Genomic DNA, 14,648 nt, shown 5'->3' on the forward strand with positions numbered 1-14,648 from the left:
GCTCGCCGCAGCTGCGTCAGATCGAGCGGAGTCGGCGGGCCCGGTTGGCGAAGGACCGCTGCGCGGCACCGGTGCCCGGCGCGATCCATTCGAAGGAGTGCGGTATCCCGGGCGTCACCACGAGTTCCGCGGGCACTCCCGAGCGCCACAGCCCGTCTGAGTAGCGGACGGCCTCATCACGGAAGATGTCCAGCTCTCCGATCTCGATGTACGCGGGCGGGAGACCGCCGAGGTCGGTGGAGCGCCCGGGCGCGGCTTCCGCCGGGACGTCGTCGCCCGCGAGCGCGCCGAGGTAGGCGTCCCAGCCGGTCGCGTTGTCGTCGTACGTCCAGAAGGCCGACGATGCGATCTGCTCATCGACGGTCCGAGTGCGGTCGTCGAGCATCGGATAGATCAGGAGCTGGGCCGCGATGGGCGGGCCGCCGCGATCGCGGGAGCGCAATGCGGTCGCCGCGGCGAGTCCGCCGCCGGCCGACTCACCCATCACCGCGATCCGGCAGGGATCGATGCCCAGGCGTTCGGCGTTGGCGTGCAGCCACGTCAGTGCTGCGAAGCAGTCGTCGACCGCCGCGGGGTACGGGTGCTCCGGCGCGAGCCGGTAATCCACCGAGAGCATCGGAACGCCGCTGTCGGCGACGTACTTCGCCACCATCCGGTCGAACAGATCGACGGATCCCAGGATCATGCCACCGCCGTGGATGAACAGCGCGGCGCCCGCGCCGGTAACGGTATCCGGCGTGTACCACACGGCACGGCATTCGTGGCCCGCGGTGCTGGGGAATGCTACCGATGTGCGGCGGACCGAAGGATTCTCCGGTAGCGCTCGGCCCAGGCGCCGGAGGAGCCGGGGGACGAGGTCGCGACGGGTCACCCAGTCTCCGCGCGCAGGAGGGCTTCCCGCGGCGATCGCATCGAGCAGCGCGCCCGCTTCCGCCGCGAACTCCGGATCGAGTGGCAATGGCATCAGCCGAGTCCCTTCAGTCGTTCCAGAAGCCCTGCGCTTCCAGGGCGTCGATCGCGTACTCGGCCCCGCCGAGGAAGTGCTGCTCCATCGCGGAACGGGCCGCCGAACTCGACCGCGTCCGGAAAGCGGCGAGGAGGGCTCGGTGCTCGGCGTCCACGTCGGCAACGGTGTCCGGGCTCGACTCGTAGAACTCGACGGGGATCGGGCTACCGAGGATCCGCAGGACAGCGGTGATCCGTGGGGCGTCGGCGGCGTGATTGATCAGGCTGTGGAACCTGAAGGTCAGCTCCTGTCGCTCGGATGGTGTCGCAGCACGTTCCATCGCGTCGGCGAGTGCCGTGAGCTCGTCGAGTGCGTCCTCGGTCATCTTCTGGGTCGCCAGCTCCGCCGCGCGTCCCGAGATGTGCGCGAGCAGCCAGTACTGATCCTCGACGTCCTGCTTCGTCAGCGGAACCACGAAGGCTCCGCGGCGCGGAATCATCTCGACCAGACCCTCGGCGACCAACGCCGACAGTGCCTCGCGGACGGGGATCTTGCTCATCCCGATCTGGTCGGCGATCGCCTCCTGCTCGATCCGTGCGCCGGGCTGGAGTTCGCGGGCGAAGATCATGCGGCGGATCTCGGCGACGGCGATCTGCTTGAGATTGCCGGGGAGAACGAGTTGGCGCGGCGTGCTCAGGTCCGTGGACGTGGTCTTCGCCATCGCCACATCCGCCTCCTGAACCGTTGAGCAATCCATCGCATTCGGCGATCGCTACCGGAGGCAACTGTATACCGTCGGTGAGACGAGCAGCCGCCTGAACCGGAGTCGCGGATTCCCTTGCGAGGGGGCCCGGCGATCTCTAACGTATACTGTATACGAACAAGAGGAGAGTCATGGCTGATCGTGATCTCGGGTCGGCGACGGGGCCGACGTTGGCCTCGTTGTACCGGCGCGGCTATCGGGATTTCGCCGGGCTGCCGGCGATGGTTTGTGCGGACGGTAGCGAGGTCAGCTACGCGGAACTGGGGGACCGGGCGCGCAGCCTCGTCGCGGGCCTGCGCGACTGCGGCATCGCGCAGGGGGACCGCGTGGTGATCCTCACCAACAACCGCCACGAATGCTTCGTCATCGATCACGCCCTCGCGATCGGGGGCTTCGTGCGAGTGGCACTCAGCTACCGGCTCCATGCCCGTGAGGTCGCCGAGATCCTCGCCGACTGCGGGGCGCGTGCGGTGATCGCGGACGCCGAACGCCTGCGCCCCCTGATCGACGAGGTCCCGGACTTCGACGGAGTGTTCATCTGCCTCGACCGGTTCGACGATGCTCGCGTGCGCGCGTTCGGGCCCCTGTTGGCCAACGAGCCCGCATCCGACGCGCAGGTGTCGCCCGACGATCTCGCCTGGATGCCGTACACATCGGGGACGAGCGGGCGGCCCAAGGGGGTCATGCACACCCATCGGAGCCTGCTCTCCGTACTGCGCAACATGCTGCTCGAACTGCCGACCGCGGGGACATCGGACGTCCTGGTACACGCCGCACCGCTGACCCATCTGAGCGGATACGCGATGACGGCCTACTTCCTCCGCGGCGCCAAGCAGTACGCCGTCGAGCAGTTCGAACCGGAGAGTTACCTGGCGACGGTGGCTCGACTGCGGGCCACCGTGCTGCCGCTGGTGCCCACGATGATCAACATGCTGTTGCCGGCGATCGAGAAGGGCGATCACGACCTGTCCACCGTCCACACTGTGATCTACGGGGGGTCGCCGATCGCCCCCGACCGGCTCGCCCGGGCGATCGAGAGTCTTGGCCCGGTGTTCACGCAGTCGTACGGACTCACGGAAATGCCGTTCAACACCTGGCTGCCCAAGTCGGACCACGTCTTCGACCGTGAGGCGGAAGCACCGCGCAGGTTGAGCTCGGCCGGCCGCGTCGGGACCTACGTCGAGTACCGCATCGTCGGGACCGATGACGAGATCATCCTGGACGACGAGCCCGGCGAGATCCAGGTGCGCGGCGATGCCGGGATGAAGGGCTATTGGGGACTGCCGCAGGCCACGGCCGAGACCATCGTCGACGGTGGCTGGATCGCGACCGGTGACATCGGCCGGATCATCGACGGATACCTCTACGTCGTGGACCGCAAGAAGCACATGATCGTCTCCGGCGGGTTCAACGTGTATCCCACCGAGGTCGAGAACGCCATCTACGCCGTCGACGGGGTCGACGAGGTGGCGGTGATCGGGATCCCGTCGGAGCAGTGGGGCGAGACGGTGCACGCGGTGATCTCGGTGCGAGCGGGCGCAACCATCACCGAGGAGCAGGTCGTCCAGGCCTGCTTGGAGACGATCGCCGCGTACAAGCGGCCCAGGAGCATCGAGTTCGTGGACGCGATCCCGAAGAACGGCGCGGGCAAGATCATGCGCCGTGAGGTGAAGGCCCAGTTCTGGCAGGGACGAGATCGGATGGTGAACGGATGACGTCGAAGCAGGACCTGAGGCCGGTGGACGTCGATGCTGCGGTCGTCGAGGCCGCCGTCGCCGATGCGAATATCCCCACCCTGCTGATGGTGCTGGTGCAGATGACGGGTGACGAGAAGTGGCTCCACGCACCGTATCGGCCCGCGCGCGGCAAGGGCCTGAGCGAGAACGACACCGGTGGGCTGCGCGAGGACGTGCAGGACGAGATCCGCAGCGCGGCCCTGGAAGCGATCATCGCGTGGCACGCGGGCCGGCCGGTGGCCATCCCCGAGCCCGACGACGAACTGTTGACCCGCATGCTGTCGGCGTCCATCGGCGAGGAGGTGCCCGCAGAGTACGGGCCGATGATCGCCGACGACATGGCCGCGACGTCCGGCACGCCGCCGTGGCTCGCGGAGCAGACCCGCGCCCCGGTGGGCTTCACGGCCACCGTCATCGGCGCCGGCATCTCGGGCATGCTCGCGGCGCACCAGTTGTCCGCGATCGGCATCGAGGTCACGGTGGTGGAGAAGGCGCCCCGGGTGGGGGGCACCTGGTGGCACAACCAGTATCCGGGATGCGGAGTGGACGTGCCGAGCTACCTCTATTCCTTCTCCACGGTGAACGCGGACTGGCCGTACTACTACGCCGATCGCGACCAGATCCATGCATACCTGGAGAAAGTGGCCGAGGACTGGGACGTGCCGCGCCGCACCAGGTTCAACACCGAGGTGCTGGCCGCGCGCTGGGACGACGAGGCGAAGATGTGGGAGGTCGAGCTGCAGGGGCCCGATGGTCGGCAGACCCTGCGATCGAACATCCTGATCAGCGGAGTCGGGGCGTTCGGCAAGCCCAAGTACCCGGACATCGAGGGGCGCGAACTGTTCCGCGGCCGCTCCGTGCACACCTCCACCTGGCCCGATGACCTGGACCTCGCCGGCCAACGGGTGGGTGTGATCGGCAACGGCGCCAGTGCGATGCAGGTGGTGCCCGCGACCGCGGGTGCGGCGCAATCGCTGACCCTGTTCCAGCGATCCGCCCACTGGGTGGCCCCGTTCGAGAAGTTCCGCCAGCCCGTGCCCGAGCCCGTCCGGTACCTCCTCCGCGAGGTCCCGCTGTACCGGGCGTGGTACCGCCAGCGGCTCGCCTGGGTGCTCAACGACACCCTGTACGAGGCGCTGCAGCGGGATCCCGACTGGCCGGATCAGAGCCGGTCGATCAACGCGATCAACGACGGCCATCGCAGGTTCTTCACGCGCTACCTGGAGTCGGAGCTCGAAGGCCGTCCCGACCTGATCGAGAAGGTGACGCCGCGGTACCCGCCGTTCGGCAAGCGGATCCTGCTCGACAACGGCTGGTACCGGACGCTGCTCCGCGACAACGTCGAGCTGGTGACGGACACGATCGATTCGATCACCGAGAAGGGCATCAGACTGGCCTCGGGACGCGAGGTGGAACTGGACGTGATCGTCTACGCGACGGGCTTCGACGTGGTCGACTTCCTGTCGTCGTTCGAGCTGACGGGCCGCTCGGGCCGCACGCTCCGGCAGATCTGGGGCGACGATGCCCGGGCCTACATCGGGACGACGGTGCCGGACTTCCCGAACCTGTTCTGCCTGTACGGACCGAACACGCAGGCCGGCCACGGAGGCAGCCTGGTCTACTACCTCGAGTGCCAGATGCGCTACACGATCAGCGTGCTCAGTCGGATGTTCGATGCGGGAGGCGCAGACATCGAATGCCGTGCCGACGTGAACGACCGGTACAACGACGCGGTGGACGCCGCGCACGAGCGGATGATCTGGTCGCAGCCCGGGTTCAGTACGTACTACCGCAACTCGAAGGGACGGGTCCTGGTGGCGAACCCCTGGCGGGTCGTGGACTGGTGGTCGATGACCAGCAAGGCGAACATCTCCGACTACACGATCGAGACGACTTCGGGCGAGCCCGTGGAGGTGGGATAGATGACAGACGGATTCGCCGGCAAGGTCGTTCTGGTGAACGCCGCCGCAGGAGCCGGGATCGGCGGTGCACTGGTCCGGAAGCTGTTGGCCGAGGGGGCCTCCGTCGCGATCTCGGACATCAGCGGCAAACGCCTGGACCGGTTCGCAACGGAGCTGCGCGCCGAGTTCGGTGACGACCGGGTGCTGGCTCGAGCCGGCGACGCGGGCGATGAGGCCGACGTCGAGGCTCTGTTCGCGGCCGTGGAGGAGTGGGCGGGGCGCCTGGACGTACTGATCAACAGCGTGGGTCTCAACCAACTCGACCCATGGCCGAACCTTCCGGTCGACCGTTGGAACCTCGTCCTGACGGCGTCGCTCACCGCCCACTACCTGCACGCTCGCGCCGCGTGGCCGCTGCTGCAGCGGTCGAGCAGTCCGGCCATCGTCAACATCTCGTCGCTCGCCTCCGAGTCCCCCGCGCCGTTCGGTGAGGTCGCGTACGCCGCCGCGAAGGCCGGGGTGCTCGGCCTGACGAGGGCCCTGGCGACGGAGGGCGCACCGTCGGGCATCCGAGTGAACGCGGTTGTCCCGGGCCTCATCTGGAACGAGCGACTGACCGCGGGCGTCGCGCCCGAGTACGTCGACGCCTACCGGTCGAAGCGGCTGCTGGGGCGGGACGGCGAGCCGGACGAGGTGGCGGACGTGATCCTGTTCCTGGCGTCGGAGGCAGGTCGGAACGTGACCGGCCAGGCGATCAAAGTCGGAGCCTAGGAGGGGCGTATGGCTGAACTCGACGGAAAGGTCGCGCTGGTCACCGGCGCGGCGGGAGCGATCGGACGCGAGATCGTCCGGGCGCTCCGCGCCTCCGGCGCCCGCGTCGCACTGGTGGACATGGATGCGGCGGGGCTCAAGCGCCTCACCGCGGATCTGGGGCCGGGCGACGACCTCGCGGAGTTCGTCGTCGACCTCGCCGACGATGCGGCGGCCACGGCGCTGCCGGCCCGCGTCCGCGATCACTTCGGCAGCCTCGATGCGCTGGTCAACAATGCCGGCACGCGCCAGGTGAAGCCGATGGTCGACATCGACCCACAGGAGTGGCGGCACACGCTCGACATCGACCTGACGGCGCCGTTCCTGCTGTCGCGGGCGGCGATCCCGATCATGGCGGCTCAGGGCCGGGGAAAGATCGTCAACATCGCATCCATGGCGGGTCTCGCGGCGTTCCGGGACCGGGCCGCGTACAGCTGCGCCAAGAGTGCATTGATCATGCTCACCAAGGTGACCGCGGTCGAGCACGGAGCCGACGGCATCCGGGCCAACGCGATCGCACCGGGCGTCGTCGAGACGGCGATGACGAAGGAGTTCTTCGAGTCCGAAGACCTCACCGCGTCGATCGTCGCGAACTCGCCGATGCGCACGTGGGCGCAACCGAGCGATATCGCGGACCCCGTCGTGTACCTGGCCGGCCCGCGCTCCGACTTCATCAACGGTGTCGTGATCCCCGTGGACGGCGGTTGGACCGCGGGCTACGTCGGCGCCGAACTCTCCCCGAAACCGAAGGCCGAAAAACGCCTCGAAGAGTGATCGTATACTGAATACTGGTGGGCAGTGGCAGCGCCACGCTCCAGGGTCTCGCACCGCGGTGCGGGCCTCGGACGACCAACTCGATCTCGAGGAGAGCACACCGTGACCACCGCCCTCGCGCCCGGCGCCGATCTCGCCCGCAATCCCAAGGTTCGTCAGTGGCTTGCAGATCACCGTCCGGTGCTGCTGATCGATAACGAATGGGTCCCCGCCAAGTCCGGCAAGACCTTCGAGACCATCAATCCCACCAACGGCCAGGTGCTCTCGATCGCCGCCGAGGCTGATCGGGCGGACGTGGACGAAGCGGTCAAGGCCGCGGGCCGGGCATTCACGGAGGGACCGTGGTCGAAGATGGGACCGGGCGAGAAGGCGCGCATCCTGCGCACCTTCGCCGGCCTCATCGAGGCGAACGTCGATGAGCTCGCCGAACTCGAGGCGCTCGACAACGGGATGACACTGGCCACCGCGAAGGCGTTCATCTCCGTGGCGGTCGAGAGCCTCTACTACTTCGCGGGCGCGGCGCAGCAGATCTTCGGGCAGACGGCACCGTCGGCCCCGACGAACTTCAACTACGTCCTGCGCGAGCCGATCGGCGTCGTCGGTGCGATCACCCCGTGGAACGCTCCTATCTGCGCGAACATCTGGAAGATCGCCCCGATCCTGGCGGCCGGCAACACCATGGTGCTCAAGCCCGCGGAGCAGACGCCGCTCACCGCGCTGCGGCTCGGTGAGCTCGCGATCGAGGCCGGGCTTCCCGCCGGCGTGCTCAACATCGTCACCGGATTCGGGCCGGGTGCCGGATCGGCGATCGCGGAGCACCCGCAGATCGACAAGGTCACCTTCACGGGCTCGGTCGAGACCGGCCGGAGCATCCTGCACGCCTCCACAGGCAATCTCAAGCGCATCACCCTCGAGCTCGGCGGCAAGTCCCCGAACATCGTGTTCCCGGACGCGGACATGTCGAGCGCCGTCGCGACCTCGCTCGCGGGCTTCGCGACGATCTCCGGCCAGGTGTGTGTCGCCGGCACCCGACTGTTCGTCCAGCAGGACGTGAAGGACGAGTTCGTGGAGAACCTGTCCACCTTCGCCGCGGGGATCAAGGTGGGTGATCCGCTGGACCCCGAGACCACCATGGGGCCGCTGGCTTCGAAGGAGCAGTTCGACCGGGTGACGGGCTACCTGGACGTGGGGCGCGCGGAGGGCGCCTCGGTCGCCGTGGGCGGAGAGGTGATCGGCGATCAGGGCTACTTCGTCCAGCCGACCGTCTTCGACGGAGTACGCAACGACATGCGCATCGCCCAGGAGGAGATCTTCGGCCCCGTCGTCTCGGTGATCCCGTTCAGCGACGAGTACGACGCGGTGCTGCAGGGCAACGACACGACCTACGGACTGGCCGCCGCGGTGTGGACGCGCGACGTGAGCCGTGCCCACACCGTCGCGCGCCGGATCAAGGCGGGGACCGTGTGGATCAACACCTACCTCGAACTCGATCCCACCATGCCGTTCGGTGGCTACAAGCAGTCCGGGATCGGCCGCGAATTCGGCGCGAACTGGTACCAGCACTACACCGAGGAGAAGTCGGTCTTCCTCAAGCTCTGATCACGAGCACTGAACCGCGATCAGGCGAGCGTCGTCTCGTGCCCGAGGAACCGACCGTAGTCGCGCACCGGGCCCGCGAGGCGCTTCGTCGCAGCCGCGGTGATCTTCGTGAAGGGCTCGACGGTGACGGTCACCTTCTTCGAAGTGGCCTTCCGGCTCCACACGCCCACGATCTCGCCGTCCACCACGACCATCGGCTTGAACATGCCGTTGCGGCCCGGCACGATCCGGTGCAGGTACGACTCGTCGAGCTGCGCCGCGCGCGATGCGTACCCGATGATGTACTCGTCGAACGCGGGCAGCAGCAGGGGCCGGGCCAGGGCCTCGTCGACCTGCGCGTCCGTGAGGCCGACGGTTCCGGGCGTCACCAGGTACGTCGTGCCCGCCAGCGTGACGGGTTCGACGGTGCCGCCCGCCGCCTCGATGCCCTCGTCGACCGAGCCCATCGGCAGGCAGGCCCACTTCCCGATGTCCCGCCGCGTGACGGGGCCCCGCGCGGCGACGAACCGGGAGACCGTCTCGCCGAGCGCGTGTTCGGGCTCGCGGGGCTCGGTGATCCAGTCGTCGGCGAGCGCGAAGACGTCCGTCTTCGCCGACGGGTCCGCGAACACGATCGCCATCAGCTCCGTCAGGTGCCGCAGCACGTGCCCGCCCTGGGCGTTGTCGAGCTCGATCCCCGCTGCCGCACACGCCGCCAGGAGATCGGCCTTCGTGGCAGTGGTCCCGCCGCGCAGCGCCTCCCGGACGGTGCGTTCGGCATCGTCGACCATGGCGTCCGTGAGGTGCAGCTGCGGCCGGCGCTTGGCGGCCTCCGCGCGGGAGCGCGGCGTAAGGGCGGCGCTGAGCCAGTGCAGGTCTTCCGGGGCGGTGATCTGCAGGGTTCCGCGGGCCGGGCGGTTCCGGACGAGGCGCCGCTCCGCGAGATCGGCGAGCACGGCGGCATCGTCGGGATGATCCGCGGCGCGCAGGGACAGGGCGAATCGGGCCGCGGCACCGTCCTGCGCCTGGATCGCGAGCATCCCGCGCGCGGCGTCCTCCGCCGTGCGCCAGTCCCGAACGCCGGGCACCAACCCCTGCGCTCGGAGCCGGAGTGCGCGGATACGGCGGATCTCGGGGTCCACGGATGCGGCCATGCGTGATGATTCTGCCACGGGCGTAGCCTCATCCGGGTGTGGAACACCTGGCTGACGCGCACCTTGAACATCGACCTGCCGATCCTCGGTGCCCCCATGGGCGGTCGCGCCGGGGGAGAGCTCGCCGGGCAGGTGACAGCGGCGGGCGGGCTGGGCATGATCGGCGCCGCCCGCTACGCCACGCCCGAGTGGATCGAGGAGCAGCTGGGCGTCATCCGCGCAGCCGCCGGCGCCGACGCGCCGCTGGCCTTCGGCCTGCAGACCTGGTCGCTGGCGGACAGCCCCGAGCTCCTGGACTCCGTCCTCGCCGCGAAGCCGAAGCTCGTCTCGCTGTCCTTCGGCGATCCGGCGCCCTTCGTGCAGCGCGTCAAGGACGCCGGGGCCGTGGTGATCTCGCAGATCAACTCGCTCGAGGACCTGCGCGAGGTGGAGGCCGGGGGCGTGGACGCGGTCGTCGCCCAGGGGAGTGAGGCCGGCGGGCACACGGGCCGCGTAGCCACCCTGCCCCTGTTGCAGGAGGTGCTCCGCGCCACGGAGCTCCCGGTGCTCGCGGCGGGCGGGATCGGCTCGGGTGCCGGCCTCGCGGCGGTGCTCGCGGCCGGGGCGCAGGGCGCGCTGATCGGCACGGCGCTGCTCGCCTCGCCCGAGACCGTCGGCCCCGAGTACGCGATCCCCGCGTTGCTCAAGGCCCGCAGCATCGACACCGTCTACACCGATGTCTTCGACAAGGCCCGGCATCAGCCCTGGCCCGGGAACCGCTGGTTCGGCCGCGCACTCACCAACGACTTCACCGCCCGGTGGCACGACGGCGACGGGGTGGATGCCTCGTCTGGTACCGAGGAAGCCGTCAGTGCGGCGTACGACGGGGCGATGCCCGAGATCGGCGTGGTGTACGCCGGACAGGCCGCGGGGCTGGTCGACGAGGTGCGTCCCGCCCGCGAGGTGGTGGCGTCGATCGCGGCGGACGCCGAGGCCCGGCTCCGCGCCGTCGCCGGGGTGCTCGGCTGATGGCCGGCCTCGTCGCGCCCAGGATCACGCCGCTGCGGCTGCCGGACCTCGAGGACGGCGTCACCGACGATCTCGTCCCCGGGGACACCCACGACCGGCAGCGGTTCGCCGAACCGACCGTCAAGGGCCGCGACCTCGGCGGGGTCACCTTCAACGAGTGCGAGCTCGTCGGGTGGGAGGTCCGCGACGCGGTGTTCACCGAGTCCGCGTTCCTCGAGACCCGGATCTCCTCGCTGTTCGCGACGGGCTTCCGGGCGTCCCGGTCGACCTTCCGGCAGGTCGAGGTCGACGATGCCCGCATCGGCGCCGTCGAGCTGATGGACTCCACGCTGCGCTCCGTCGTCTTCACCGGTGTCCGTCTCGGATTCGTGAACCTGCGGGGCGCGGCGCTCACGGATGTGGTGTTCCGGGAGTGCGTGCTCGACGGCATCGACGCGGGCGACGCGACCCTGACCCGGGTGGCCTTCGAGGACTGCCGTGCCGGCGAGCTCGACGTGACGCGCGCGAAGCTGCAGCACGTGGACTTGCGCGGCCTGCAGGTGGAGCGGATCCGCGGGATCGAGGGGATCTCGGGGGCGACGATGTCGCACCTGCAGGTCGTCGGCCTGGCGGAGGTGTTCGCCGCGCACTTCGGGATCAGCGTCACCGACTGAGGTCACCGGAGCGGGACTCGCGGAGATCCTCGCCACATCCGCGAGCATCAGCGTTGTCGACTGAGGTCACCGGAGCGGGACTCGCGGAGATCCTCGCCACATCCGCGAGCATCAGCGTTGTCGACCGCAGTCACCGGAACCCACCCGCGGCGATCACCTCGCGAAAGCCCCACCAGGTGCCCGCGGACGCGATGAGGATCCCGAGCAGGGGCCAGTACCAGACGGACCTCCGCACGACCGCGCAGGCGGCGGAGCCGACTCCGGCGACCGTCCAGCCGCCCAGCACGCCCGCGGACAGCACGACGACCGCGTTCTCGGCCTGCTCGCGCGCCGCGCACGGATTCCTGGCGACGCAACCCGGCACGCTCGCGGAGAAGTACATGACCGCGAAGAACATCGCGAGCCCGCCCGCGAGGACGAGCAGCCCCCACAGCACCGTCGCGACGACCAGATCGGCGATCAGCACGCCGGTCCGGCGTCGACGGGGCACCACCGGATGTGTCATGCGTCCACGGTCGCGGACCGCCCTGCCCGGCGGATCCGTGGAACTACTCAGATCGGGTGGGGACTCGCCCGGGTAGTTTCGGGGTGTGACCGTTGATGCCGTTCTCGCACCCAGCACCCTGCCCTTCTCCCTGCCGGACTTCGCCGCGTTCGCGGACGCCGACTACGAGGCCGCGTTCGCCGAGGGGTTCGCGCGGCACCGTCGGGAGATCGTGGCGATCGCCGAGAATCCCGAACCCGCCACGTTCGCGAACACCGTCGAGGCGATGGAGCGAGCCGGGCAGGACCTGGGGCGCGTCGCGGCCGTGTTCTTCTCGTTGACGTCCACCGATCGCACCGATGCGTTGGAGGCGGCGCAGGCCGCGATCTCGCCGCTGTGGTCGGCGCACTACGACGCGATCCTCATGGACGAGGCGCTCTTCAGCCGAGTGGACGCGCTGCACGCCCGACGCGGCGAACTGGATCTGGATCCGGAGCAGCTGCGGTTGCTGGAGCGGTACCACCTACGCTTCACCCGCGCGGGGGCCGGCCTCGACGGTGCCGCCCAGGAGCGGCTGCGGACCATCAACACCGAGCTCGCCGAACTCACCACCGAGTTCGCCCGCCGCAGCCTCGCCGAGACGAACGCCTCCGCAGTACATTTCAGCACCGAGGCCGAGCTCGACGGGCTGGACGCGGACACCGTCGCAGGGGCGCGTGCCGCCGCCGAGAGTGCCGGACGCGACGGATTCCTGCTCGCCCTGGGCTATCCGCTGAACCAGCCGAACCTCGCGCGCCTGACGAGCCGCGAGTCGCGGCGGAAACTGTACGAGGCGTCGTCGGGCCGGAACACCCGCGGTGGGGACAACGACACCCGCGAGCTCATCGCGCGCATCGCCGGCCTGCGGGCCGAGCGCGCGGCGCTGTTCGGCTACCCGCACCACGCGGCGTACCAGATCGCGGACCAGACCGCCGGCACGGCGGACGCGGCCCTCGGCATGCTGCGCGACCTGGCGGTGCCCGCCGCCCGCAACGCTGAGGCCGAGCGGGCCGAGCTGGAAGCACTTGCGGGCCACGAGATCGAGGCCTGGGACTGGCCCTATTACGCGCGTCTGGCAGAGCAGCGTGCGCACGCCGGTGACGGCGGATCCGGCCCCGCTCTGAACGAGTACCTCGCGCTCGACAACGTGATCGAGAAGGGCGTCTTCGAGGCGGCGTCGCGCATGTACGGACTCGGTTTCACCGAGCGGACGGATCTCGCGCTGCACCACCCGGACGCGCGTGCCTGGCAGGTCGCGGGGCCTGACGGTGCGCCGCTCGGCCTGTTCGTCGGGGACTACTTCGCTCGGCCCAGCAAGCGGGGCGGAGCGTGGATGACCAGCTTCGTGGACCAGTCCGGGCTGCTCGACGCGCGGCCGGTGATCATCAACGTCTGCAACTTCGTCCGCCCGCCGGACGGGCGGCCCGCGCTGCTCAGCCGTGACGAGGTGACCACCGTCTTCCACGAGTTCGGGCACGCGCTGCACGGCCTGCTCTCGGACGTGACCTACCCCTACTTCTCGGGTACCAGCGTGCCGCGCGATTTCGTCGAGTTCCCGTCGCAGTTCAACGAGATGTTCGCCGCGTGGCCCACGATCCTCGACGGCTACGCCCGCCACCACGAGACGGGGGAGCCGCTGCCCGAGGGACTTCGCCGGTCGATTCTCGAGCCCGGTACGCGCGGTGAGGGATTCGGCACCGTCGAATACCTGGCTGCGGCCGTCATCGACCTCGCCTGGCACACGATCTCGCCCGGTACCGTCGTCGACGACGTGGCGGCCTTCGAGTCCGCCGCGCTCGCGGACGCGGGGTTGGATGTGCCGGGCGTTCCCCCGCGCTACCGCGGGCCGTTCTTCAACCACATCTTCTCGGGCGGGTACAGCGCCGGCTACTACAGCTACATCTGGTCCGAGGTGCTCGACGCCGACGCCTCCGCGTGGTTCACGGCGCACGACGGTCCGACCCGCGAGAACGGCGAGAAGCTCCGGGCCGCAGTGCTCTCGCGAGGGGGCAGCGTCGACGCCTCGCAGGCCTACCGCGACTTCCGCGGCGGCGACCCCGACATCGCGCCCCTGCTCGAGCGGCGTGGCCTCACTCCATGAGCGACGGCGGAACGCAGTACTTCCGGGCCCTCGATCAGTTGGCGCGGGCAGCGAAGGTGGTCATCGACCGTCCGCGGGGCACGGCGCATCCCCGGTATCCGCAGGCGGTGTATCCGATCGACTACGGATATCTCCAGGGAACGACGGGTGGTGACGGTGAGGGAGTCGACGTCTTCGTGGGCACCGAGGCCGGCGTGGGGGTCGTCGCGGTGGTGCTGACCGCCGACGTGCGCAAGCGCGACGTGGAGACCAAGGTGCTGCTCGACTGCGCGGCGACCGAGATCGATGCCGTGCGTGGCTTCCTCGTGGACACCTTGGGGATCGCCGGACACCTGATTCTCCGCGCGGAGGATGCACGGGCGGGTGTGTCGAACGGCCTGTCATAGCACTCGAAAAGTGTGGCGGAATCGAATGTGTGAGCGTATTCTGGAGGTATGGCTCTACCGGATGCATTGCGTGTACTACCTGAGGATTTGATTCCTCAGGGGCTCGCCGGTGCGCGTGGTGAGGATCGTGTGGTCGCGGAGGTGTTGTTCGAACAGCGGCGGGTCGAGGGTGTGGCGTACTGCCGCACGATGACCGCGGTGTATGCGCTGCATCGGGCTATGTACGCCGATGATGAGGCGCAGTACCTCGCGCAGCCGGCGAATTACCGGGAGGCGGTGCAGGCGCGGCAGCGGTTGGCTGCGGCGGAGGTCGCC

The 14,648-nt window shown here is 69.3% G+C and carries 14 protein-coding genes; 10 read left to right on the plus strand and 4 right to left on the minus strand.

Annotated elements, in window-relative coordinates; all coding sequences use genetic code 11:
* Positions 1–16: 16 nt before the first annotated feature.
* Positions 17–964, minus strand: a complete 948-nt coding sequence (locus ABZX10_RS15015) for an alpha/beta hydrolase (RefSeq protein WP_355541073.1) — start codon at positions 962–964, stop codon at positions 17–19.
* Between the two features lie 13 nt (positions 965–977).
* Positions 978–1,667, minus strand: coding sequence for a GntR family transcriptional regulator (locus ABZX10_RS15020; protein ID WP_355541077.1), 690 nt, complete (start codon positions 1,665–1,667; stop codon positions 978–980).
* A gap of 173 nt (positions 1,668–1,840) precedes the next feature.
* On the opposite strand from ABZX10_RS15020, the gene ABZX10_RS15025 reads away from it, so the two are divergent.
* The 5 genes from ABZX10_RS15025 to ABZX10_RS15045 all read left to right on the plus strand — a co-directional run bounded on the left by ABZX10_RS15025 (position 1,841) and on the right by ABZX10_RS15045 (position 8,529).
* Positions 1,841–3,424 (plus strand): AMP-binding protein, encoded by a 1,584-nt coding sequence (locus tag ABZX10_RS15025; protein ID WP_355541080.1) that lies wholly within the window; start codon positions 1,841–1,843, stop codon positions 3,422–3,424.
* Positions 3,421–5,367, plus strand: coding sequence for an FAD-dependent oxidoreductase (locus tag ABZX10_RS15030; RefSeq protein WP_355541083.1), 1,947 nt, complete (start codon positions 3,421–3,423; stop codon positions 5,365–5,367). The genes ABZX10_RS15025 and ABZX10_RS15030 overlap by 4 nt, the downstream gene beginning before the upstream one ends.
* Positions 5,368–6,117 (plus strand): SDR family NAD(P)-dependent oxidoreductase, encoded by a 750-nt coding sequence (locus tag ABZX10_RS15035; RefSeq protein ID WP_355541086.1) that lies wholly within the window; start codon positions 5,368–5,370, stop codon positions 6,115–6,117.
* Positions 6,118–6,126: 9 nt separating this feature from the next.
* Entirely contained in the window at positions 6,127–6,930 is an 804-nt protein-coding gene (locus ABZX10_RS15040) for an SDR family NAD(P)-dependent oxidoreductase (protein WP_355541089.1), read from the plus strand.
* Between the two features lie 102 nt (positions 6,931–7,032).
* On the plus strand, positions 7,033–8,529 hold the full coding sequence (locus ABZX10_RS15045) for an aldehyde dehydrogenase family protein (protein WP_355541092.1): 1,497 nt from the start codon (positions 7,033–7,035) through the stop codon (positions 8,527–8,529).
* A gap of 20 nt (positions 8,530–8,549) precedes the next feature.
* Here the strand turns inward: ABZX10_RS15045 and ABZX10_RS15050 are convergent, their stop codons facing one another.
* On the minus strand, positions 8,550–9,662 hold the full coding sequence (locus ABZX10_RS15050) for a winged helix DNA-binding domain-containing protein (RefSeq protein ID WP_355541095.1): 1,113 nt from the start codon (positions 9,660–9,662) through the stop codon (positions 8,550–8,552).
* A 36-nt stretch (positions 9,663–9,698) separates the two neighbouring features.
* On the opposite strand from ABZX10_RS15050, the gene ABZX10_RS15055 reads away from it, so the two are divergent.
* On the plus strand, positions 9,699–10,670 hold the full coding sequence (locus tag ABZX10_RS15055; RefSeq protein ID WP_355541098.1) for a nitronate monooxygenase: 972 nt from the start codon (positions 9,699–9,701) through the stop codon (positions 10,668–10,670).
* Positions 10,670–11,323 (plus strand): pentapeptide repeat-containing protein, encoded by a 654-nt coding sequence (locus ABZX10_RS15060; protein WP_355541101.1) that lies wholly within the window; start codon positions 10,670–10,672, stop codon positions 11,321–11,323. Before ABZX10_RS15055 ends, ABZX10_RS15060 begins: the two co-directional genes overlap by 1 nt.
* Before the next feature lie 130 nt (positions 11,324–11,453).
* Here the strand turns inward: ABZX10_RS15060 and ABZX10_RS15065 are convergent, their stop codons facing one another.
* Complete coding sequence (locus tag ABZX10_RS15065) at positions 11,454–11,828, minus strand: hypothetical protein (RefSeq protein WP_355541104.1); 375 nt, start codon at positions 11,826–11,828, stop codon at positions 11,454–11,456.
* A gap of 85 nt (positions 11,829–11,913) precedes the next feature.
* On the opposite strand from ABZX10_RS15065, the gene ABZX10_RS15070 reads away from it, so the two are divergent.
* The 3 genes from ABZX10_RS15070 to ABZX10_RS15080 all read left to right on the plus strand — a co-directional run.
* On the plus strand, positions 11,914–13,947 hold the full coding sequence (locus ABZX10_RS15070; RefSeq protein WP_355541107.1) for a M3 family metallopeptidase: 2,034 nt from the start codon (positions 11,914–11,916) through the stop codon (positions 13,945–13,947).
* Positions 13,944–14,333 (plus strand): inorganic pyrophosphatase, encoded by a 390-nt coding sequence (locus ABZX10_RS15075; protein WP_355541110.1) that lies wholly within the window; start codon positions 13,944–13,946, stop codon positions 14,331–14,333. The genes ABZX10_RS15070 and ABZX10_RS15075 overlap by 4 nt, the downstream gene beginning before the upstream one ends.
* A gap of 48 nt (positions 14,334–14,381) precedes the next feature.
* The coding region (locus tag ABZX10_RS15080) for a hypothetical protein (protein WP_355541113.1) at positions 14,382–14,648 on the plus strand (267 nt) is incomplete at its 3' end.

This window comes from Tsukamurella sp. NPDC003166 (assembly GCF_040611135.1).
GTDB lineage: Bacteria > Actinomycetota > Actinomycetes > Mycobacteriales > Mycobacteriaceae > Tsukamurella.

Bases quoted from the DNA above. Each gene is read 5' to 3' on its own strand.
- ABZX10_RS15015 (WP_355541073.1), bottom strand. From the start codon at position 964: ATGCCATTGCCACTCGATCCGGAGTTCGCGGCGGAAGCGGGCGCGCTG.
- ABZX10_RS15020 (WP_355541077.1), bottom strand. From the start codon at position 1,667: ATGGCGAAGACCACGTCCACGGACCTGAGCACGCCGCGCCAACTCGTT.
- ABZX10_RS15025 (WP_355541080.1), top strand. From the start codon at position 1,841: ATGGCTGATCGTGATCTCGGGTCGGCGACGGGGCCGACGTTGGCCTCG.
- ABZX10_RS15030 (WP_355541083.1), top strand. From the start codon at position 3,421: ATGACGTCGAAGCAGGACCTGAGGCCGGTGGACGTCGATGCTGCGGTC.
- ABZX10_RS15035 (WP_355541086.1), top strand. From the start codon at position 5,368: ATGACAGACGGATTCGCCGGCAAGGTCGTTCTGGTGAACGCCGCCGCA.
- ABZX10_RS15040 (WP_355541089.1), top strand. From the start codon at position 6,127: ATGGCTGAACTCGACGGAAAGGTCGCGCTGGTCACCGGCGCGGCGGGA.
- ABZX10_RS15050 (WP_355541095.1), bottom strand. From the start codon at position 9,662: ATGGCCGCATCCGTGGACCCCGAGATCCGCCGTATCCGCGCACTCCGG.
- ABZX10_RS15060 (WP_355541101.1), top strand. From the start codon at position 10,670: ATGGCCGGCCTCGTCGCGCCCAGGATCACGCCGCTGCGGCTGCCGGAC.
- ABZX10_RS15065 (WP_355541104.1), bottom strand. From the start codon at position 11,828: ATGACACATCCGGTGGTGCCCCGTCGACGCCGGACCGGCGTGCTGATC.
- ABZX10_RS15075 (WP_355541110.1), top strand. From the start codon at position 13,944: ATGAGCGACGGCGGAACGCAGTACTTCCGGGCCCTCGATCAGTTGGCG.